At 69.6% G+C, this 20008-nt stretch carries 17 protein-coding genes; 6 read left to right on the forward strand and 11 right to left on the reverse strand.

Annotated elements, in window-relative coordinates:
- Nucleotides 1-134: 134 nt before the first annotated feature.
- A complete protein-coding gene (locus ISP17_RS15275; RefSeq protein WP_404634706.1) occupies nucleotides 135-1211 on the forward strand; it encodes a threonine aldolase family protein in 1077 nt (358 codons plus the stop codon).
- A gap of 32 nt (nucleotides 1212-1243) precedes the next feature.
- Here the strand turns inward: ISP17_RS15275 and ISP17_RS15280 are convergent, their stop codons facing one another.
- From ISP17_RS15280 to ISP17_RS15290, 3 genes are all read right to left on the reverse strand, one after another.
- On the reverse strand, nucleotides 1244-1990 hold the full coding sequence (locus tag ISP17_RS15280; protein WP_404634708.1) for a glutathione S-transferase family protein: 747 nt from the start codon (nucleotides 1988-1990) through the stop codon (nucleotides 1244-1246).
- A 60-nt stretch (nucleotides 1991-2050) separates the two neighbouring features.
- On the reverse strand, nucleotides 2051-2515 hold the full coding sequence (locus tag ISP17_RS15285) for an NUDIX hydrolase (RefSeq protein WP_404634710.1): 465 nt from the start codon (nucleotides 2513-2515) through the stop codon (nucleotides 2051-2053).
- Between the two features lie 95 nt (nucleotides 2516-2610).
- Nucleotides 2611-5628, reverse strand: coding sequence for a sensor histidine kinase (locus tag ISP17_RS15290; RefSeq protein ID WP_404634712.1), 3018 nt, complete (start codon nucleotides 5626-5628; stop codon nucleotides 2611-2613).
- A gap of 143 nt (nucleotides 5629-5771) precedes the next feature.
- On the opposite strand from ISP17_RS15290, the gene ISP17_RS15295 reads away from it, so the two are divergent.
- The gene (locus ISP17_RS15295) at nucleotides 5772-6896 is read left to right on the forward strand and encodes a hypothetical protein (RefSeq protein WP_404634714.1); all 1125 of its coding nucleotides are present in this window, start codon (nucleotides 5772-5774) and stop codon (nucleotides 6894-6896) included.
- Nucleotides 6897-6974: 78 nt separating this feature from the next.
- Here the strand turns inward: ISP17_RS15295 and ISP17_RS15300 are convergent, their stop codons facing one another.
- The 7 genes from ISP17_RS15300 to ISP17_RS15330 form a co-directional block, all read right to left on the reverse strand.
- A complete protein-coding gene (locus tag ISP17_RS15300; RefSeq protein WP_404634716.1) occupies nucleotides 6975-8726 on the reverse strand; it encodes a tetratricopeptide repeat-containing diguanylate cyclase in 1752 nt (583 codons plus the stop codon).
- A 337-nt stretch (nucleotides 8727-9063) separates the two neighbouring features.
- Nucleotides 9064-10842, reverse strand: a complete 1779-nt coding sequence (locus tag ISP17_RS15305) for a tetratricopeptide repeat-containing diguanylate cyclase (protein WP_404634718.1) — start codon at nucleotides 10840-10842, stop codon at nucleotides 9064-9066.
- Between the two features lie 22 nt (nucleotides 10843-10864).
- Nucleotides 10865-11143 carry a hypothetical protein gene (locus ISP17_RS15310; RefSeq protein ID WP_404634720.1) on the reverse strand — a complete coding sequence of 93 codons (279 nt, stop codon included), beginning with the start codon at nucleotides 11141-11143 and terminating at the stop codon, nucleotides 10865-10867.
- A 57-nt stretch (nucleotides 11144-11200) separates the two neighbouring features.
- Nucleotides 11201-12025 (reverse strand): SAM-dependent methyltransferase, encoded by an 825-nt coding sequence (locus ISP17_RS15315; RefSeq protein WP_404634722.1) that lies wholly within the window; start codon nucleotides 12023-12025, stop codon nucleotides 11201-11203.
- Nucleotides 12026-12167: 142 nt separating this feature from the next.
- Nucleotides 12168-12716, reverse strand: a complete 549-nt coding sequence (locus tag ISP17_RS15320; RefSeq protein ID WP_404634724.1) for a peroxiredoxin — start codon at nucleotides 12714-12716, stop codon at nucleotides 12168-12170.
- 186 nt (nucleotides 12717-12902) lie between these two features.
- Complete coding sequence (locus ISP17_RS15325) at nucleotides 12903-13727, reverse strand: hypothetical protein (RefSeq protein ID WP_404634726.1); 825 nt, start codon at nucleotides 13725-13727, stop codon at nucleotides 12903-12905.
- 101 nt (nucleotides 13728-13828) lie between these two features.
- Nucleotides 13829-15085, reverse strand: coding sequence for a S8 family serine peptidase (locus ISP17_RS15330; RefSeq protein WP_404634728.1), 1257 nt, complete (start codon nucleotides 15083-15085; stop codon nucleotides 13829-13831).
- 107 nt (nucleotides 15086-15192) lie between these two features.
- On the opposite strand from ISP17_RS15330, the gene ISP17_RS15335 reads away from it, so the two are divergent.
- The 3 genes from ISP17_RS15335 to ISP17_RS15345 all read left to right on the forward strand — a co-directional run bounded on the left by ISP17_RS15335 (nucleotide 15193) and on the right by ISP17_RS15345 (nucleotide 17176).
- Nucleotides 15193-15699 (forward strand): RNA polymerase sigma factor, encoded by a 507-nt coding sequence (locus tag ISP17_RS15335; RefSeq protein ID WP_404634730.1) that lies wholly within the window; start codon nucleotides 15193-15195, stop codon nucleotides 15697-15699.
- Entirely contained in the window at nucleotides 15696-16418 is a 723-nt protein-coding gene (locus ISP17_RS15340; RefSeq protein WP_404634732.1) for an anti-sigma factor family protein, read from the forward strand. Before ISP17_RS15335 ends, ISP17_RS15340 begins: the two co-directional genes overlap by 4 nt.
- An 80-nt stretch (nucleotides 16419-16498) precedes the next feature.
- Nucleotides 16499-17176, forward strand: a complete 678-nt coding sequence (locus ISP17_RS15345; RefSeq protein ID WP_404634734.1) for an RNA-dependent RNA polymerase family protein — start codon at nucleotides 16499-16501, stop codon at nucleotides 17174-17176.
- Nucleotides 17177-17191: 15 nt separating this feature from the next.
- Here the strand turns inward: ISP17_RS15345 and ISP17_RS15350 are convergent, their stop codons facing one another.
- The gene (locus tag ISP17_RS15350) at nucleotides 17192-18088 is read right to left on the reverse strand and encodes a class I SAM-dependent methyltransferase (RefSeq protein ID WP_404634736.1); all 897 of its coding nucleotides are present in this window, start codon (nucleotides 18086-18088) and stop codon (nucleotides 17192-17194) included.
- 107 nt (nucleotides 18089-18195) lie between these two features.
- On the opposite strand from ISP17_RS15350, the gene ISP17_RS15355 reads away from it, so the two are divergent.
- Nucleotides 18196-20007: a DegV family protein gene (locus ISP17_RS15355; protein ID WP_404634738.1), complete on the forward strand. Its 1812-nt coding sequence runs from the start codon at nucleotides 18196-18198 to the stop codon at nucleotides 20005-20007.
- Nucleotide 20008: the final 1 nt, after the last annotated feature.

Genomic DNA, 20008 nt, shown 5'->3' on the forward strand with positions numbered 1-20008 from the left:
GTCGGCCATGCGGCATGCGCGTGCGGGACACGGGGCGCTCCGGGGCGAGCCGGTGCCGGTCCTCGGAGAGCGACTTGCGGCCGACGGTGCGGCAGGCATCATGGCGGGCTCGTCACCCGTGCCACGGAACTGCCATGTCGCTCTCCGATCAAGCCCTCAAGCAGGCCTGCCGTTTCGTGCTGTCCCGTCCGCCTGCGCCGCCGGTGGCCGAGACCATGGCGCGGCTGGCGGCGCATCCGTCGGCGCACGATGCGGTGGACGACTACGGTGCCGGCGGCGCGGTGGCGCAGCTGGAACGGGCGACCGCGGCGAAGCTGGGCAAGCCGCGCGGGCTGTTCTTCATCAAGGGCGTCACCGCCCAGCTGTGCGTGCTGCAGGCGTACGCGGACGCTCGCGGCTGTCGCAACGTGGTGATCCACCCGATGAGCCACATGGACATGGACGAGGCCGGCGCGGTGGAGCGGGTGACCGGCCTGCACGCGATCCGCCTCGGCCGCAACCGACCATTCACGCTCGATGCGCTCCAGGCGCTGACCGAGCCGCTGGCCGCGGTGGTGGTGGAGCTGCCGCTACGCCGCGCGGGCTTCCTGCTGCCGCCGCTGGACGAGCTGCTGGCGATCTGTGCGTGGTGTCGCGAGCGTGCGATTGCCGTGCACTTCGACGGTGCGCGGCTGTGGGAGGCGGCCGCCGGCTATGGCATCAGCGAAGCGGAACTGGCAGCGCTGGCCGACAGCGTCTACGTGTCGTACTACAAGGGGCTGGGGGGCCTCGGCGGCGCGCTGGTGGCCGGCTCGGCCGACTTCATCGCGTCGCTGGCGCCGTGGAAAAGCCGCTACGGCGGTAATCTCGTCACCGCCTGGCCCTACGCGATCAGCGCGCTCGACGGGCTGGAGCGGCTGGCGCCGCGCATGCCGCAGTTCGTGCAGCGTGCGCGCGATCTCGCCGCGGCGCTGGCGGCGCATCCATTGCTGCGCGTGCATCCGGGGCGGCCTCACACCAACGCGTTCCAGCTGTGGTTCCCCGGCACGCCGGCCGAGCTCGCTGCGCGCCATCGCGCGCTGGCGCAGACCGGTGAGTGGTGGTTGTTCGACGCGTTTGTCGACGCGCCGCTGGACGGCTACACCATGGCCGAGATCCAGATCGGCCCCGGCTCCGACGGCTGGACCGTGGAGCAGGCCGCACAGGTGCTGCTGCAGCTCGCTGCTGGCTGAAGCGGCGACGGGGCCGCGATCGAAGCCGCCGCTCAGGCCGGCACGGCATCGGTCGGCGGGCACCAAGCGTGCTCGGGGTAGTAGCGCTGCATCATTCGCGCGAGATAGGCGACGAGGTTGCCTCGCGCCTCGACCGCGCGGCGCAGCGGCGTATCGAAGAACGGCGTGGCGACGCAGGCGAGCATGCCCAGCGCGGTGGCATCCACGGCGCTGGGGTGCTCGCCCATGAAATACGGCCGCTCGCCGAGCAGCCGGGCCAGCGCGTCGATGGAGCGCTCGCCGAGCGCGGCGATCTGCGCGGGCGTGTGGCGGCCGATGCCTTGCGCGTGCAGGTCGGCCCGCTTGCGCGCCTGCATGGCCTGTCGCGTCTGCGCGCGCTCGTCCTCGCTGGCGCCGCCGGCGAATTGTGCAGGCCCCTTGGCGAAGTTTTCCGGATCGATCCAGCGGAACCAGACCATGGCGAAGTAAAGGTGGTCTTCCAGCAATCGCTCGATGGCCCAGCTCTCGGCGCGCTGGTGCGCATCCAGGCCGCGGTCGAGATCGACTCCCCGGGTGCGCTCGATGTGTGCGCGGATGAAGGTGGAGTCGCTGATCGCCTCGTCGCCGTCCTGGATGTACGGCAACTTCCCGTTCGGCGCCTGCGGCGGGATGGCGGCGACCTTGCGGTAGGGCAGGCCGGCCATCTTCAGCTGCACCTCGGTCTTGAGCACGAAGGGGCTGGCGTCGGGCAGGCCGAAGCCGGCGCGGGTGGCGTACAGGGTGATGGGTGTGGCGGTCATGGGCAGTCCTTGCTGTGGTCGTGGCGCGTACGGTGCGCCTGCGCTGCTGACAGCGTCGTGTCAGCAGGGCAGGCGCAGTACCTCCGGCGGTGGCTGCAGCACGAATGCGTGCTGCACGTCCGCGTACAGCGCGCGCTGCCCGCCGAAGGGCAGTCGCTCGATCGCCTCGGCGAACGACAGCCACGCGTGGTCGTCGTGCTCGTGGTTGAGGCGGACTTCGGCGCCGGCGTCGACAAAGGCGACGAAGGCCGGCACCACGGCGATGCACTCCTCGCCGGCGTCGTAGAAGGTTTCGCAGCGGTCGGCCGAATACAGGCTGGCAGCGCGCAGGCCGGTTTCCTCGAGCAGTTCGCGCAGGGCCGCCTGCCAGGCGGTTTCGCCCGCTTCGAGGTGCCCGGCCACGTAGGTCCACAGCCCGTGCAGGTGCGCCGTGGCGCGGTGCACGAGCAGGGTGCGGGTCTGCTCACCGCTGCCGCGCACGACCACGACCGAGACCATCGAGCAGCGCAGGGAAAGGTCGGGCATGCGGGTTCTCCGTGGGCGGGCGCGCGCCGGCATCATGCCTGCAATCCGCCGGCTGGATTTGACCCGCATCGCACGAGCGGCGATCGCAGGGCGGCTCAGTCCGCCTCGCCGCGATGGCGTGCGTAGGCAATCGGTGCCGGCACGATCAGGCTGACCCGGGTGCCGCCGGCGTCCCCCGGTTCGATGCCGAGTCGGCCGTGCAGCGCCGCGGCGCGCTCGCGCATGCCGGCGATGCCCCAGTGGCCGGGTCGCCCGCCGCCGTCGAGCAGCGCCGGGTCGATGCCCTTGCCGTTGTCCTGGATGCACATCGAGAAATCGGTGGGGCCGTAGGACAGGTGACAGTGGATGGTGCGCGCCTCGGCGTGGCGCACGGCGTTGAGGATCGCCTCGCGCCCCACCTGGTAGATCTCGTCGCCGGCCTCCGGCGCGAGCGGGCGCACCCGACCCTCGACGATCATGCTGAATTCGATGCCGCACAGTTGGTCGTCGGCCAGCCTGGCCAGCGCGGCGGCCAGATCGAAATGCTTCGGCGCGGCGGCACGCAGTTCGCCCAGCCGGTCGCGCCCCTCCACCAGGATCTCCTCGGCCTGGTCCAGCGCGCGATCCATCGACAGGCGCGCGGGATGGTCGTCGGCCAGCTTGCCGGTGGCGGCGTGCACGCGCAGGATCAGCCCCTGCACGCCCTGCAACAGGGTGTCGTGGAGTTCCCGCGCGATGCGCTCGCGCTCGCCGTGGCGGGCTTCCATCTGCATGCGCAGCAGCGAGCGGATCTGCTCGGTGCGCAAGCGCAGCACCAGCAGCACCAGGCCCACGCCCGCGGCAATGCACAGCAGCAGGAACCATCCGGTCTGATAGAACGCGGGGCGGATCTCGAACGCCATCTCCGCGCCCTGCATGTTCCACACGCCGTCGTTGTTGCTGGCGATCACGCGGAAGATGTAACGGCCCGGACCGAGGTGGGTGTAGCTGACGTCCCGGCGTGTGCCGGCGTCCTGCCAGTCGCTGTCGAATCCCTCGAGCCGGTAGCGGAAATTCACCCGCTCGGGCACGGCCAGGCTCAGCGCGGTGTAGTCCACGCGCAGGTTTTCGGTGTCGGGCGGCAGAGTGAACGACGCATCGGGCGCGTAGTGCGTGCCGTCCGCCACCAGCTCGTGGATGTACACCGGCGGCGGCAGCGTGTTGCGCCGCAGCCGGTCGGGCGCGAGCCACGCCAGGCCGTTGTCGGTGGCGAACCACAGACGGCCATCGCTGGCTTCCACGGCAGAGGATGAGCACCAGTTCATCTGCGTGGCGCCGGGCAGGCCGTCGAGGTAGTCGAACAGTTCCGCCCTGGCCACATGCGCGGGATCGGCCACAAGCGCGCGCACCTCGGCCGCGGCGATGTGCACCACGCCGTGCAGCTCGTTCAACCACAGGTCGCCCGAGCGTGCGGGGATGATGCCGCACACGGTGCCCAGGGGCGGCACGCCGGTCACCGCCACGGTGTGGAAGCGGCCGTGCGAATACATCGCCAGCCCGGTTTCGCCGCCCAACCACATCGGCTCGCCCTGGCCGCGGATGACGCGGATGCGGCCGACGTCCAGCCCGTCGCTCGCGCCGTAGGCATGCAGCACGCCGCCGGCGAGCACGGCCGCGCGGTTGTCGGTGTAGCCGAACCAGCGCTCGCCCGTTGCGGTGAGAAAGCTCGCGCTGGGCACGCGGGAGAGCATGCCTGGCGGCGTGGCGGGCCGCTCCCAGCGGCCCTCGTCGTCGATGCGCCAGACGCCGGTGTCGCCGTAGCCCACCCACAGCTGGCCGTCGCCGCCGCTGGACATCACCTCCCATGCCCACTCCCGGGTGGGGCCGGGGAAATGCACGAAGTAACCGTCGCGCTGGCGCCACACGCCGCCGTCGCCACCCCACCACACGGTGTCGCTGCCGGCCTGCTCGCCGGCAAAGACGCTGCCCAGCGCGCCGGGCGTGCCCGGCAACTCGCTGGCCGCGGCCAGGCCGGTGGCGATGCGATCGTCGATCCGGTCCACGCCGGTGGCGGTGGTGCTGCCGACCCACAGCGCGCCGTCATGGTCGGCGACCAGGGTGAAGTTCTGCTGGCTGGAGGGCAGCGCGACCGGTACCAGCTGGCTGTGCCGGAAACGGTTGAGCCCGCGCAGCGTCGACACCCACACGCTGCCCTCGCGATCTTCCAGCATCAGGCCGATGGCGTCGGAGGTCAGTCCGTCTTTCTGCGAGTAGGTGTCGACGTCGGGCGCGGTACCGTCGCCCATCCGTTCGGGATGGCGGATGCGCCGGATGCCCCCGCGGTTGAGGGTGATCCACAGGCTGCCGTCGCGATCAAACAGAATGTCGCTGATCTGGCCAGCGTCGAGCGCAGGGTCGGTGATAGGTGTCGCCGCGTAGCTGTGCGGGTCGTATCGATCGATGTGGGGGTGGCCCTCGTCGGCAATCCACACGGTGCCATCGGGGGCCTGCAACATCTTGTGGATGGCGCCGCTTGTGCCGGCCACGCGGCGGAACTGCCTGGCATGCGGCGCCAGCACATAGATACCGGCCGTGGTGGTCACCCAGAGGGCACCTTCGCGAGTGGTCAACAGCGCCCACACGCGCGCCCGCGGGATGCCCCGGTCGGGGCCGATGTCGACCCAGCGGGTACCTTCGCGCACGGCAAGCCCGGCCTGGGTGCCGGCCCAGATTCGACCCTCGCCGTCCTCGGCAAGGGTGAACACCACCGACGGCGGAATCTGCTGGCCGCCGAACAACTGCAGATGGCCGTGGGCGTAGTAACCCAGGCCAGAGGGGCGGAACGCGATCCACAGCCCGCCCTCGCGGGTGGCTGCCAGGGCATAGACGTTGAACGAAGGCAGCGACTGCCCCGCAGGCGGCTTGAGGCTGTCGAAACGCACGCCATCGAAGCGGTACAGGCCGCGCGCGCTGCCGATCCAAAGGTATCCGTCGCTGGTCTGCACCAGCGCCGAGATCTGGCTCGGTGCGCCGTCGCGGGCGGTCCAGGCGGTGTGGTGAAGCTGCGCCACGCTGCGGTCGCGATCCAGCGCGCCGGCCGGTGCGGCGACCGCCAGAAGGAGAAGGGCCAGCAGCCGTGACAGCCGATTGAGCATCCGCAAATAGTGCCTGAAAGCGTTGTCAGGCGAGCCCGGGCATTGTCGCGCCCGTGGGTGCGTGATGCCGCGCCGGCGGTCAAAACGCAGGCGGAGCGGAGGATTACACTGCCGCGCAGGCCAGCGCCCGGGAGGGTCAGTCGATGCAGCAGGCTTCCGTCACGATCCGGTCGGGCGAACTGGTGGCGCTTCGCCTGTTCGATATCGCCTATGCGATCGATCTGGCCACCGCCGAGACGGCGTGGCTGTCGCATGCCGGCGGCATCGGCCGCCGCGGACGACTGACCACGGCCTCGCCCAAGGCGCTGTCGTTTGGTGTGCCACCGCTCGATTTGCCGCTGGAGCCGATGGCGCTGACGCTGGACGGTATCGCCATGAGCGCGCGGGTGAGCGTGCGGCTGTACGACTTCGGCGTGGCTGCCTTCGCGTTGCACGTGGCCGTGGCGGATGCGGCGTGGCCGGACTTCGTTGCGCGCTTCAATGCGCTCGATCGCGCGGTGGGGCCGGCGTCATCCGACGCGATGTGGGTGGCGCTGCGCGACCGGCTTTGCGCAGCGGTGGCGCCGGCGCTGGATCGTCCGGCCGCCGATGCCAGCCTGCAGGAGGATTACCTGCTGGGCATCGTGCACGCGCTGGACCAGCCGCTGGATGCCGATGCGCTGCGCCTTCGCGTGGATCTGGCCGCGCTGCTCTCGGGCGAGACGCGGGCGTTGTCCGACGGTGCGCGGCGCGAGCTGCTGGCGCACAGCCATTCCTACTTTGCCGACGACCTCGTGCTGCTGACCTGGGACCGCGCCTTCATTTACGAGCCGCGCGGCGATTCCGACGTGGCCGACGTGATCGAGGTGGCGAACGCGCAGCTGCTGGAATTCCGCTACTACGACACGCTGCTCGACGACGAGCTGCCACGCATGTACGCCCGCGTGCAGGCCGCGCGCGGCGCCGGATCGCTGCTGGCGGCACGGCGCTTCGCCCACCTCGCGCGCGGGCTGTACATGCTGGTGGCCGAGGCCACCGAACTGACCGAGAAAGTGGACAACGCGCTGCAGGTGACCGAGGACGTCTACCTGGCGCGCGTCTACAGTGCGGCGCTGGGCCTGTTCCGCGTGCCGGCGTTGAGTGCCTCGGTCGACCGCAAGCTGGCGATCGTGCGCGACACCTACGCCGCGCTGTACGAGGAGGCGTCGAGCCGGCGCTCCGAGTGGCTGGAGATCGCCATCGTGCTGCTTATCGTGCTGGAGGTGGTGCTCACCCTGCTGCGTTACTAGCCGCGGCGCGTACCGCGCTGACTCGTGCACCGCATGTTCCGCCCACGACTGCCGGCGCATCGTCGCCGGCATGACGGTTCAGGCTTCGACGAAGCTGCTGTCCGCGGCGTCCGCCACCACGCGATTGCGGCCCGCGCGCTTCGCGCGATACAGCGCGGCGTCGGCATCGCGGCACAGGCGCTGCAGGTCGTGGCCGGAGGTGGCGGTGGCCGCCACGCCGATGCTGGCGGAGATCGCCACCTCCGCATCATTCAGCACCATCGGGGAGGCCTCGATCGCCAGGCGGATGCGATCGGCGATGGCGATGGCCTGCTCGCGCGGGCAGTCGTCCAGCAGAATGCCGAACTCCTCGCCGCCGAGGCGGCCGAACAGGTCGCCGGGGCGAAGATGCTGGCGACATACCTGCACCGCATGCCGCAGCGCGAGATCCCCGATGGCGTGGCCGTGGGTGTCGTTGATCTGCTTGAAGTGATCCAGGTCGATCCAGATCAGGCAGGCGTGGGCGGAGCGTGTCTCCAGTCCGCGAAGCAGACGATCGCATTCGCCCATGAAATGCTGGTGATTGAGAGTGCCGGTGAGGGCATCGCGGGATGCCAGGTGCTTGAAGTGGAGCTTCGACCGCAGCGTTCGCGCCAGCCAGACCGCAATGGCGGCGAGCATGAGCAGCAGCAGCGCGATGTACAGCCGGCTGGTTTCCACGGCCTTGGCGTCGAGGGCACGCTGCAGTTTCAGCACGCTGTTTTGCCTGGCCAGCTCCTGGGTTTCCAGTTGGTGGGTGAGAACCTGTTGCTGGACCGTTTGATAGGCCAGTGCCTGGGCCGCGGCATCGTCCAGCGCCCCCTGATTCTGGGCGACATATTGCTTGTAATAAGCAAGCGCCGCGGCGGGTTGTCCGCGCCGCTCGGCGAGCCGGTAGAGCAGTTCGTAGATGTCCGTCAGGAATCCGTTGATTTCGCCGGAGTGAGCATTTGCCAGGACGGCGAGGGCAGTCTGGCGCGCCTCATCGTCGCGGCCGAGTTGTTCGTAGGCCTGGGCGCGCTGCGTCTGCGCCGAGAGGAGGTGCGGGTAGTAGCGGTTGGCCCGCAGGCTGGGTGCGATGCGATCAAGCAACGCCAGCGCTTTGCCGGGCTGATGTTCCTGCAGGTCCAGCGTGCTGATGATCAGCTCGGTGGCAGCTGCAATGATGGGTTGCCCGGCTGCCTTGCAGAGGTTGACGGTGTCTCGGAGAGCTGTGCTGGAGGCCGTCAGCTTTTTCGCGCTGTAGAGCGCGGCCATCTGCTTGAAGCGGGGGTCGCACAGCGTCGTGCCGGTTGGAACGGCGTCTTCCATCATTCGCGCGTACTGCAGCGCCAGATCGGTCTGGCCGGCGAAGTTCAGCATCTGGGAGAGATTGGCGAGAACCATGAATCGGGTGGCTTTATTCCGTATCGAGGGCAACTGGATCGTCAACCTGTGGGCCAGCCGGAAGGCATCCTCGTAGCGGTGGCTGATGGCCAGGTTGCTCAGCAGCACGGCCGAAGCCTTGGCTGCGAGCATGGGATCGCCTGATCGATCGATCACTTCCCTGAGCGGCTTCTCCGCCGCCACGTAGTCGCCTTGCAGCGTGGTCTCGAAGGCGTCCAGATAACGCAGGTGCCACTGTTCGGCTGGCGACAGCGGTGGCGCCTCGCGATGGATCTGCGCCAGTCGCTCGGCGAACTGGCGGTGGTTGCGGATGCGCAGGTGCTCGGTCTCGTCGAGAAAAGCCCCCGGATCGGTGATCGTTGCCATCGCCGGTGCTGCGGCGACGCATGCGCACAACGCGGCGGCGGCCAGCGCTGCCAGCGACATGGCCCGGCGCTGGCGTGCCCTCACGCGTCTGCCCCGTCGATGCAGTCCATGCCCGCCGCGCCCTGCTTGCCAAGACCGTGGCAAGCACCTGGCACCCGCTGGGCGACGCCCGCAGGTAGCGCGGGCTGCATGGCAACGGGTTCGCCGTGGGGGCAGTCCTCGCTCATGTCCTGTCTGCGGGCGTGGTTCGGCATCGTCGTGGCGGGCGGTGGCGGGCTCACGTTGTTACCCGCGCCCGGACCCATGCAGGCACGTTGACGGCAGTGGCGAGAAAACATGAAGCGCGTCTGGTGCTGCCATCGATCAGTTCAGGACAGGCACGGCAACGGTTTCGGTATCAGGCGCAGACCGCATCGCGGTCATCGGCGTCCGCCACCACGCGATTGCGGCCCGCGCGCTTGGCGCGGTACAGCGCGGCGTCGGCATCGCGGCACAGGCGCTGCAGCTCGTGGCCGGAGGTAGTGGTGGACGCCACGCCGATGCTGGCGGAGATCGACACCACCGCCTCGTCCAGCACCATCGGAGAGGCCTCTATCGCCAGGCGAATGCGATCGGCAATGGCGATCGCCTGCTCGCGCGGGCAGTCGCCCAGCAGGATGCCGAACTCCTCTCCGCCGAGGCGGCCGATCAGGTCGCCGGGGCGCAGTTGCTGCTGGCAGATCGCCACGCTGTGCCGAAGCGCTGCGTCTCCGATGGCGTGGCCGTGGGTGTCGTTGATCTGCTTGAAGTGGTCCAGGTCGATCCAGATCAGGCAGGCATGGCCGGGCCGTTTCTCCAGCGCGCTCAGACGTCGCCCGCATTCGCCCATGAAGTGCTGGTGGTTGAGCGTGCCGGTGAGTCCGTCGCGGGTGGCCATGCGCTTGAAGCGCAGTTGCGAGCGCGTGGTGCGGAACAGCCAAAGTGCAATACCGGTCAGTCCGATCAGCAGCAGCGCGATGTAGAGCCGGCTGGTTTCCACGGCCTTGGCATTCAGTGCCTGCTGCAGTTTGAGGATGCTGTTCTGTTTGCGCAGGGCGTCGGTTTCCAGCTCTTTCAGCGTCATCTGTTGTTTGGCCAGCTGGAACGCCAGGCTGCGAGCACTCACGTCGTTGAGGTAGCCCCGATCCTGCTCGACGTAATGCTCGTAGTAATCCAGCGCGGCGGCGGCATTCCCCTTACGCTTGGATACGCGATAAAGCACGCCGTAAGCATCTCGCTGCCATTCGCTCACGCCATCGAGGCCACCGATTGCCAAGGCCTTGCTGGCGGCTTGCATGGCTTGGTCGTCAAGTCCCAACTGCTCGTCCGCGCGCGCGCGCATGGTCATGGCCGAGATCAAGTGAGCCTTGTAATTGTTGGTCTGGATGCTGGCTGCGATGCGGTCTAGCGTGGCGATGGTCTTAGCTGGCTGCTTCTCCGCGAGAAAGCGATCGCCCTGGACCAGCCGGAGCGCATTGACGGATACCGGCTGTCCGGCACTGGTGCAAGACTCGATCGCCGATCTCAGTTCGTTGCTGTCGGACGCGAGCGTTTTGCCGCCTGAAAGCGCGAAGACCTCCAGCAATTGTGGGTAGCAAGTGCTCTCGCCCGCCGGGGTACCGCTCAACATCATGCGGGCATATTTTAGCGCCAGATCCGTATGGCCAACGAAGTTGAACGCTTGTGCCAGAAAGCCGAGCACCTGCTGACGCGTATCCCCTTCGGGAATGTCCGGCAGTTGGGCCGAGAGGCGATTGGCCAGTTCGACGGCTTTCCCATAATCGTGGTTGACCGCATAGCTCATGGCCAGCAGAGCGGAGGACTTCGCTGCCAGCGAGGGGTCATGGGAGTCGCGGATGATCTGTTGGAACTGCTCCCTGGAGGCGGGATAGTTGCCCTCGAACATGGCCTCCCATGTATCGAGGTAGCGCAGATGCCAGCGGTCCTTGTCGCTCAGGGCGACGGCCGATTGATGGATCTGCTTCAGCCGTTGCACAAATTGAGGATGATCCTTGGTGCGGATCGCCTCGGTCTGATCGAGGAAGGCGTGAGCATCGGTGATTTGGTCGCCGGTGCTGGCGGCCGCCGGATGCACGCAAAGAAGCAAGGCCGCCAAGGCAGCCAGCAACCAGCGTCCATGTTTTCCCGTCGGCGCCATGGCGGTCCGGAGGCGTGGTGGACTAGGTCTTGTCCGGGGAGTCAGGACTGGGATTGGGCTCGTCGCCTTCGTCCTGATCGGGATCTTCTTCGCGCTGAGGCATTTGAACTCCCTGCATGGCCTGCATGGGCTGCGCCCCGAGCTCAGCCCAAAGCTCCCCTCGCTGGCCGCTCAGGATCGCCATCTTCAGCGCGTCAGACGCAGCGTCGAGAGCGGCATCGGAGGCCAAGGTTTCCCCGTCGGCATAGCGCAGCGATGCGTCCTTGCCGATGGCCTCAAGCATGTCGATGGTGTCGTGCATGGTAATTCCCCCTGTGGAATGGATGTTAGCAACGAAGCGTGGGACAAAGTTGAGCGATCAGGCGACTTGCTCCGCGTCCAGTGCGGCCAACCGTGCGGTCAGCTGCGCATTGCGCTGAAGCGCCCTGGCCGGCGGCAGAACCACGGTTTCCTCGGCGGGAATGTCCGCGCCGGTGAGTTCGCGCAGCGTCATGCGGCGCACCCGCGGCTGCTCGATGGGCAGCGTTGCGCAGCGATAGATAAGCAGTTCGTGGTCCAGCGGATAGTCGCGCGCCAGCACCTCGACCAGCAGTTCGCGGTAGGCGACATTCTGGTCCGGACGGGCGATCGAAGGGTTTCCCACCACGCCCACCTGCCACAGCACCAGATAGGCCGTGGGGTCGATCCGGCGCTCGTAGAACAGCAGCTGGCTGGCCTCGAAGTGCTGGCAGCCGAACCGGCCCGGGTCGATGCCGAGATCCGCGTAAAGACAATCCTCGGCCGAGATGCCCGGCTCCATGTGGGCCGGGAAGCCCTCCGCCCGGGCCGCCTCGATCACCTTGTGCGGCGACCAGGCGAATACGCCTGGGTGGCCATAGAACACGGCGCATACCCGCTTGCCGGCGCGCACCTCGGCCATCATCACGGCCACCCACTCGCGGTAGGTCTTCAGTCGCGACTTGCCCTGGGCGTAATAGGGCTGAAGGCTGCGCACATCCGGATGCATGCGCTCCAGCCAACGCTCGACGATGCCGTCGGACAGGGCGGCGAACACCACGTCGGCCTGCTCGATATGGCTGCGCGCCAGCGGCGTGAGGTGGGAGCCCAGCGTCATGCCCAGGCCGACGCAGGCGATGCTGCCGCGGGGTGCGGAAATAGTGACGGTGGGCGCGGAAGGAATCATCCGCCGATGGTAGGGCATCCGTGGCCGTTGTATAGAGCGGGTGAAGCGGCCCGCGGCACATCTCAGCGGGCGACGGCCGGCCGCCGAAACAAAAACGGCGCGCCGTGTCCGGTGCGCCGTCGGGTCTTGCGTACGGGTGGGCTTACTTCGCCTCGAGCGCCTTCACCGCGGCCAGCGTCTCTTCCACGTGCTTGTTCGGATTGAGCGCCGAGTAGACGTGGGTGATCTTGCCGCTGGAATCGATCACGTACGAGGTGCGGTCCGACCAGCCCGGGCGCATCAGCAGCGTGGCGTCGTATTCCTTGGCGATGACGGCACCCTTGTCGGCGGCCACCGGGAACTTGCCGCCGCAGTGTTCGGTTTCCTTGGAGAAGTCCGCCAGCTGGTCGAGATTGCCGGCCGTGACGCCGATCACCGTGGCGTGCAGCGCCTTGAACTGGTCGATGGCCTGGGAAAACAGGTGGGCCTCCACGTTGCAGCCGGAGGTGTGCGGGGCAGGGAAGAAGTACACCACCACCGGGCCGTTCTTCAGCGCATCGGCGAGCTTGAAGGTGAAGGGCTTGCCGGCCAGGTAGGCGGGGGCACTGAAGTCGGGCGCCTGGGTGCCCTCCTTGAGCGCGGCAAAGGCGGGCGAGGCGACGGTGGCGGCGCCCACGAGGGCAAGGGCGGCTAACTTGAGCGAGGACTTCATGGGTGCGGCTCCTGTGGGGGTGTACGAAATTCCCCGGTTATACGCCACCACGGTGCTTGTGGATGCCGGCTTGTTTGCCGGCGGCCGCAAGCGAGGCTCCCGAGGCGTGTGCCGGCGCCCGACCGTCGCGTGGAAAAAGGAAAGCCCCCGGGCGGGGGCTTTCCTCGGGACAGGCGATGCGACGGATCAGTGACCGTCGCTGCCGGCCTGCGCGTCCGCGTTGCCGCCGGCCTGAGCGGAGGCCGAGATGCCGCTGCGGCTGGCCGAGCCACTGGCCTGCGCGTTGCCGGAAGCCGCCGCGCCGTTGCTGCCGCCCGCGTCGGACGAACCGCCCGCACTGCCGCTGGCGTCGCCACCCACGCTGCCATCGCCCATCGCGCGGGTCTGCGAGACGGCGGACTTGGCCTTGCCCAGACCCTGCTGGCCCGCCGTGGCGGCCACGCCGGTGGCGCGATCCAGACCGTTGGACACGCGCTGACGCGCGCTGGCGGCGGTGTTGCGACCCCGCGCGGCGGCCGTGGCGGCAGTCTGCTGCGCCGTGCTGCGAATCGCGCCGACGTCGCTGCCGTTCATGGCGCTGCCGGCCACGTCTGCGCCGCCGGAAGCCATGCTGCTGGCACGACCCGAGACCGCCTGGCTGTCGATCGAGCCGGAGGCATCGATCGCACCGTTGGCTGCACCGTTGGCGCTACCGGTCGGCACGCGACTGGAGGCGCGATCGAGCGCGGCGCTGGCGGTGGACGTGCCCTTCTGCGCCGCCTGCGAGGCGTGGCTCTGCACCGCGGTCTTGGCGCGATCCAGGCCGCGGGTGGTGCGGTCGGTCACGTCGCGGGCGCGCGGGCCGACCTGATCCATGACGTGCGGGGTCGGCGCATCGAGTCGGCCGGCGAGGCCGCCGTTCAACGCACCGCCAAGCACCTGCGCATGCAGCGTGGCCGTGGAGGCCAGGGCGAGCGCGCTGGCGATCAGGGTCGAGCGAAGGGAGCTGAGCGAACGGTTCGAGAGCTTCATGGTGGGACCTCCGGCCGGCGGGGAATCCGCGGCTTCCAGGGTCCAGTACGCCCGGTGCCGGGGAATCCTTCCCGGCCGCTCCGGCCGTGTTGCGGAGCGGTTCAGTCTTGCGGCACGAGCAGGCCGTAGCCGTAGCGCGTGTCGCGCCCCGGGCGGCCGAGGTCGATTGCCTCGCCGGCGAGCTGCCGCATCACGTCGGCGGCGGCACCGGGATGGGGCGCAGGCAGCTGGCGGGCGGCGCGCCGGGCCACGATGGGCGAGGCGAACGAGGTGCCGCGCAGCGCATCGTGGCCGTCGCCCACCACGCCCAGCGCGCAGAAAGCCACCTGCGGGCCGGCGCCGGATTCGGGCAGCGCGTGTCGCCGGCCATCCACGCCGCTGACGCCGATCACCCCGGCGTACGAGGCCGGGTACAGCGGCGGCGCAGCCGGCCCCTCGTTGCCGACGGCGGCCACCAGCACGTGGCCGCGATCGATCATCGCCTGCACTGCGCGGGCCAGTAGCGGGTTGTCCGGTCCGACCAGGCTGATGTTGACCACCGGCACGTGCTGGCGATCCATCCACGCCAGCGCGTCGATCAGGGTGGAGGTGGCGCCGCCGACGGCGTCACCGCACCACAGGTCGGCGGCGTACAACTGGTCGGTGTCGCCGGCCACCAGGCGCGAGGCGACTACCGTGCCGTGGCGCGAGGCAGTCGGTCGGGCGCAGCCGTGTGTGACGAGCCGGGCGTGCGCCAGCGACGGATCGCTGCCGTCCACGCCACCGTCGATGAGGCCGATGCGCACGCCGCCGCTTTGCGTCGCTGCGGTGTTCGTGGCGGCCGTCGACGTTGCGCTTGCCGGCGTCGATGCGGCCGGCAGATAGAGATGCTGGTAGGTGAAGGCCGCGCCCGGCGCGTGTTGCTGCAAGGCGCGCAGCGCCTGCGCTTCGTCGCGACGGCGCGTGTCGCGCACGATCGCCACGCCCAGGCCGAGGCTGTCCGCGTCGGACGGCGTGCGCTCGATGGTGAATCCCTCGTGCTGCAGGTCGGCCATCTGCGCATCGGTCAATCCGGTGGCGAGAAATTCGCCGCGCAGCACCGGGTCGCCGTGCGGGTCCAGCGTCACCCGCTGCGATGGGTCGCGCAGCAGCGCGCGGATCTGCAGCGTGCGCGGAATGCTGGCGGTGGCGCGCAGCAGCTCGTCGATTCGCGGTGTCTGCACGCGTGCGGCCACGTCGATATTTGCCGGCAGGCGCACCGGAAGGGCGGGCGGCTCCGGCAGCGGGTGGCCACCGAGCAGTTGCGCACGTGCGCCCGTTGTCGCGGCCAGCGCAGCGCAGGCCATGAAGCACAGGCAGGTAAGGCGCGAGCGTGGCATGGAGAGATCCGGCAGCCGAGTGCGGCGCGGATGCTAGCATCCGCAGGATTTACCCTCCCGCACCGCGCGGTGGCAGGGCATGGAAGGATTGGCCGCTCTCGAACGTCATGTCATCAGATACCCGTGATTCCCAACAGGCGGTGCGTGATGGACTGCTCGCAATCCTGCCGCGGCTGCGGCGACTGGCCCGGGCGCTGGCCGGGCATGTCGACGACGCCGACGATCTGGTGCAGCTGGTGCTGGAGCGTGCCTTGAGCCGCGCCGACCAGTGGCGTCCGGACGGCGCGCTGGACAAGTGGGTGTTCGCGATCGCGCGCAACGCCTGGCGCGACGAGCTGCGCTCGCGCGGCCGCGCGCAGGCCGTGTTTCTGCCGGAGGAAGCGGGTATGGCGATCATGGACGACAGCATCGCTCCCCCGGTTGAGCAACTCGCCGTGGCCGCCGCCATGGCGGCGCTGCCGCCGGAACATCGCGAAGTGGTCGCCCTGGTGCTGGTGGAAGGGCTGTCCTACGCCGAGGCCGCCGAGCTGCTCGACGTGCCGGTCGGCACCGTCACCAGCCGTTTGGCGCGCGCCCGTGCCGCACTGCAAGACCAGCTTGGACCCGAGGCATGAACCCGATCGACGACCACACCCTGCAGGCCTACGTGGACGGCCAGCTCGACGCCGAAGCCACCGCGCGCATCGACGCATTGCTGGCGACCGATCCGCTGCTCGCTGCGCGCGTGCAGCGCGAGCGCGCGCTGCGTGCCGCGCTGCGCGGGGCCTTCGATCCGGTGCTGGACGAGCCGATCCCTGCGCGGTTGGCGGCGCTGCTGCAGGCGCCGGCGGCCGAAGCGTCTCTGGCCTCGGTGACCGCGCTGCCTGCGCGACGCCCGCGCCGCTGGATGATGCCCGCGCTGGCGATGGCCGCCTCGATCGCCGCGCTCGCGGTGCTGCTGTGGCAGTCCTCGGCGCATGACCTGGTGCGCCTGCGCGATGGCGAAACGTTTGCCGGCGGCGCGCTGTCGCGCGCGCTGGACGATCAGCTCGCCAGCGCCCCCGAGCCCGGCGCGCCGATCACGGTCGGCCTCACCTTCCGCGCGGCGGATGGCCATATTTGCCGCAGCTTCGTGCGGCACGCCGCGCCGGCGCGGGCCGGGCTGGCCTGCCATGCCGAACAGGGCTGGCAGGTGCCGGTGGTGGTGCCGGTGGGCGCGCCGGCCGAGGGCGACATGCGCCAGGCTGCCAGCGTGCTGCCGCCGGCCGTGCAGCAGGCGATCGACGCGCGCCTGCAGGGCGAGGTGTTCGATGCGAGCCAGGAGCGCGCTGCGCGCGACGCGGGCTGGCGCTGACGGCGCCCGGTGGGCCCGGATGCCCGGCCGCGGCGGGCTGCGAATCGTGTAGGCTGCGGCGCCACAAAGAGGGGTCGCACATGCATCTGGAATTGCCCAAGGTCCGGCTTGAATCGCTCAAGGATTTCGCCAAGCATTACCTGATGATCGTGTTGTCGATCCTCACCGCGCTCGGGCTCGAAGCGTGGATCGAGCACGTGCATCACACCGAGGCGGCGGAGGTGGCAGAGGCTCGGATGAACCGTGAGCTGCGCGCCGATCTGGACGACATCGATCAATCGCTGTCGAAGAATCGGGGCGCGCTGGCCAAGCTGCTCGAACTGGAGAAGCGGGTGCGCGCCGACGTTGCGGCGGGCCAGACCGAGGCGCAGGTGAATGCGGACATCCACGCGCATCGCGAGCTGTTCGCGCTCAACCTCAATTTCCCCACCCTGGCCACCGATGCCTGGGACGTGGCGGTGGCCAACCAGTCGGTCGGCTGGATCGACGCGCCCACGCTGCAGCGTTACTCCTCGGCGTATTCGTCGGTGCGCGAGCTGGCCTCATGGATCCAGCACGATGCCGTGCTGCTGTTCAACGGCCCGCGCATGGTCGACTACCTCACCGATCTGCAACTGGGCAATCCGGTGGTGCCGCGGGAATTTTTGTACGAGGTGCGCCAGATGATCACCACCATCAACTCCACCCAGGGCGAGCTGGGCAGCCTGCACGACGAGCTGCACAAGGATCTCGGCCTGCCGCCCGCCCCGGCCGGTTGATCCGCCGCGCCGACTTCAGCGCCGCGTGGCGAGCACGCCATCGAGCGCGAGCTGCGCCTTGAAGCCGGCTTTTTCCAGCCGCTTCGCCACCTCGCGCGGCACGTCGCGACCGCTGGTGAGCCTGTTCGGACTGCCGGTGTAGTGGAACAGCCGGCCGCCCCGGCGCAGCACGCGGGCGAGCTGGTCGTAGAACGCCTGCGAGTACAGCTCGCCGGCGATGCCGAAGCGCGGCGGATCATGCAGCAGGGCATCCACCGACGCGTCGGCGATCTGCGCGATCGCTTCGGACACGTCGGCATGGGCGAGCTGCAGGCGACCACCGTGCTCCGGCGCCTCCGGATCGGGCGACCACGGATTGAGCGTGCGCAGCCACAGCACGTCGTCGTTCTTCTCGAACGACTGGATGCGCGCCGCGCCCGCGTCCAGGCAGCAGGCGGCGAAGTAGCCCAGGCCGCCGCAGGTGTCGAGCACGGATTTTCCGCGCGGCTCGATCAGCGCCACCTTGCGGCGTGCGTCCTCGAACGGCGATTCCTTCGCGGTGGGCAGCATCTTGATGCCGTCGATCTCGAAGGTCGGCGCGCCCCACTCGGTGGGCACCAGCTTGATCAGCGAGCCGGAGAAGCGCGCCACCGGCGCGAATTCCTCGCCGTCCCACCAGTAGACCGTGCGCTCCTTGAGCTTGCCGGGGTACGGGTAGCGCTGGCCGCGCCACTGCCAGGTGTCGGTGTCGAGCGCGGCCTCGGCAGTGGCGCGGCCCAGATCCAGCGAGCCCTGCCATGCGGCGTCGCCGCGCATGGCGGCGTCAAGCAGAGCCGCGCCGGTGTCGCGGGTGAGCAGGGGGCCGGTGTAGTGCGCCAAGGAAAGCTCCGGAGCCGCTGCGTCGGCCGGTGGTGATGCGGGAAGGGCCGGCATATTACCCCACGCCTTAGTGCTGGCCTGTGCGCGTGCGATGCAGCATGCGCCCGCTCCATACCTCGTCGTACGCTCGCATGTCTGCCTTTCCGGATGCACCGCGCGCAATGACCAACGCTCCCTTTCCGCGCCTGCGCGCCATCCGCGGCCCCGGCCTGCGCCGCGCGCTGATCGGCGGCGCGCACCGCGTGATCGCCCATCGCGATGGGCTCAACCGCATCAACGTGTTCCCCGTCGCCGACGGCGACACCGGCAACAACCTGGCTTTCACCATGGGCAGCGTGCTGAGCGGCGCGTTGAGTCGACGCGCCGGCAGTGTGGGCGAACTGCTGCGGCAGGTGGGCGAGGATGCGGTGGACGGCGGGCGCGGCAATTCCGGCGCGATCCTGGCGCAGTTCCTCACCGGGGTCGGGGCCGGCTTAGGCGACCGCATCGCGGTGGCTCCGGCGCAGCTCGCGCGTGCGGTGCAGGCCGGCGCGAGGGCGGCCCGCGAGGCGGTGGCCGATCCGCGCGAGGGCACCATGCTCAGCGTGATCGCCGCGTTCGCCGAGTCACTTGAGGCGCGCGAGGACGTGCGCGATTTGCCCGCCTGGTTCGGCGCGGCGCTGGAAGGCACGCGCCGCGCGCTGGCCAGGACACCCCAGCAATTGCCGGTACTGCTAAAGGCCGGCGTGGTGGATGCGGGCGCACAGGGCTTTCTGCATCTGCTCGAAGGCATCGGCGCGGTGATCGGCGGCGAGGCGGTGCCGATGCATAACCCCGTACCCGAGCTCGATGCGCTGCAAGCCCACGGCCATGACGAGCTGATGACCGACGCCGACCCCGCGCATCGCTGGTGCAGCGAGTGCCTGGTGAGCGGCGAAGGCCTGCATCCGGCGGCGCTGCGCGAAGCGGTTACCGCGATGGGTGCCTCCTGCGTGGTGGTGGCCGGTTCCAGCACGCGCATGCGGCTGCATGCGCACGTGGCCGCACCGCAGGAGCTGTTCGAAGTGGCCTCACGCTTCGGCCGGGTTGAGTCGACCAAGGCCGACGACATGCACGCTCAGGCCCGCACGGCGGAGGACGCCAGCGCAGTGGCGATTGTCACCGACAGCTCGGCCGACCTGCCCGACGGCGTGGCCGAGGCGCTGCACCTGCACGTGGTGCCGCTGCGGCTCAACTTCGGCGAGCAGGATTATCTGGACAAGGTGGGCATGACGCCGGCGCAGTTCTACGCGCGGCTGCGCGAGAGCGACGTCTTGCCGCGCACCAGCCAGCCGGCGCCGGGCGACTTCCGCCGGCAGTTCGAGTTCCTGCTCGCGCACCATCCGGCGGTGGTTTACGTGGGCGTGGCGCGAGCGGTGTCCGGCACGATCCAGTCCGCCGAGTCGGCTGCGCAGCGCGGCGATGCGGCGCGCACCTTCATCGTCGACAGCGCCAACGCCGCCGGAGGCCAGGCGCTGCTGGCGATCGCCGCGGCGGAATTGGCGCGGCGCGGTGTCGACGCGGCCACCATCGTGGCGAAGCTCGACGCGCTGCGCCCGCGCACGCTCACCTGGGCGCTCACGCGCGACCTCACCATGGCCGTGCGCGGCGGTCGTCTCCCCGCCTGGAGCAAGACCGTGGTGGAGCTGCTCGGCCTGGTGCCGATCGCCAAGGTCAAACCCAGCGGCAAGCTGGGCGTGGTCGGTGGATTGTTCGGAAGCGCGCGAGTGATCGAGCGTTTCGCCCGCTACGTGGCGCGGCGGCTGCCGGACGGCGAGCGCTGGCGGCTGATCGTCGGCCACTGCGATGCGGCGGGCGAGGGCGCGGCGCTGCTCGACGCCTTGCGTGTGCAGGTGCCGTGTCACGAGTCGTGGCTGGTGGAGACCGGGCCGGCGATCGGCGCGCACGCGGGGCCGGGCACGCTGGTGGTGAGCCTGCAGCCGGTGGAGGGCTGAG

The sequence above is a fragment of the Dyella ginsengisoli genome, assembly GCF_044904665.1.
Classification (GTDB): domain Bacteria; phylum Pseudomonadota; class Gammaproteobacteria; order Xanthomonadales; family Rhodanobacteraceae; genus Dyella_A; species Dyella_A ginsengisoli.

Coding starts and splice junctions, on each gene's coding strand:
- ISP17_RS15285 (WP_404634710.1), bottom strand. CDS start 2,515: ATGCCCGACCTTTCCCTGCGCTGCTCGATGGTCTCGGTCGTGGTCGTG.
- ISP17_RS15335 (WP_404634730.1), top strand. CDS start 15,193: ATGTCATCAGATACCCGTGATTCCCAACAGGCGGTGCGTGATGGACTG.
- ISP17_RS15290 (WP_404634712.1), bottom strand. CDS start 5,628: ATGCTCAATCGGCTGTCACGGCTGCTGGCCCTTCTCCTTCTGGCGGTC.
- ISP17_RS15295 (WP_404634714.1), top strand. CDS start 5,772: ATGCAGCAGGCTTCCGTCACGATCCGGTCGGGCGAACTGGTGGCGCTT.
- ISP17_RS15340 (WP_404634732.1), top strand. CDS start 15,696: ATGAACCCGATCGACGACCACACCCTGCAGGCCTACGTGGACGGCCAG.
- ISP17_RS15315 (WP_404634722.1), bottom strand. CDS start 12,025: ATGATTCCTTCCGCGCCCACCGTCACTATTTCCGCACCCCGCGGCAGC.
- ISP17_RS15345 (WP_404634734.1), top strand. CDS start 16,499: ATGCATCTGGAATTGCCCAAGGTCCGGCTTGAATCGCTCAAGGATTTC.
- ISP17_RS15300 (WP_404634716.1), bottom strand. CDS start 8,726: ATGTCGCTGGCAGCGCTGGCCGCCGCCGCGTTGTGCGCATGCGTCGCC.
- ISP17_RS15305 (WP_404634718.1), bottom strand. CDS start 10,842: ATGGCGCCGACGGGAAAACATGGACGCTGGTTGCTGGCTGCCTTGGCG.
- ISP17_RS15325 (WP_404634726.1), bottom strand. CDS start 13,727: ATGAAGCTCTCGAACCGTTCGCTCAGCTCCCTTCGCTCGACCCTGATC.
- ISP17_RS15280 (WP_404634708.1), bottom strand. CDS start 1,990: ATGACCGCCACACCCATCACCCTGTACGCCACCCGCGCCGGCTTCGGC.
- ISP17_RS15330 (WP_404634728.1), bottom strand. CDS start 15,085: ATGCCACGCTCGCGCCTTACCTGCCTGTGCTTCATGGCCTGCGCTGCG.
- ISP17_RS15310 (WP_404634720.1), bottom strand. CDS start 11,143: ATGCACGACACCATCGACATGCTTGAGGCCATCGGCAAGGACGCATCG.
- ISP17_RS15320 (WP_404634724.1), bottom strand. CDS start 12,716: ATGAAGTCCTCGCTCAAGTTAGCCGCCCTTGCCCTCGTGGGCGCCGCC.
- ISP17_RS15350 (WP_404634736.1), bottom strand. CDS start 18,088: ATGCCGGCCCTTCCCGCATCACCACCGGCCGACGCAGCGGCTCCGGAG.
- ISP17_RS15355 (WP_404634738.1), top strand. CDS start 18,196: ATGACCAACGCTCCCTTTCCGCGCCTGCGCGCCATCCGCGGCCCCGGC.
- ISP17_RS15275 (WP_404634706.1), top strand. CDS start 135: ATGTCGCTCTCCGATCAAGCCCTCAAGCAGGCCTGCCGTTTCGTGCTG.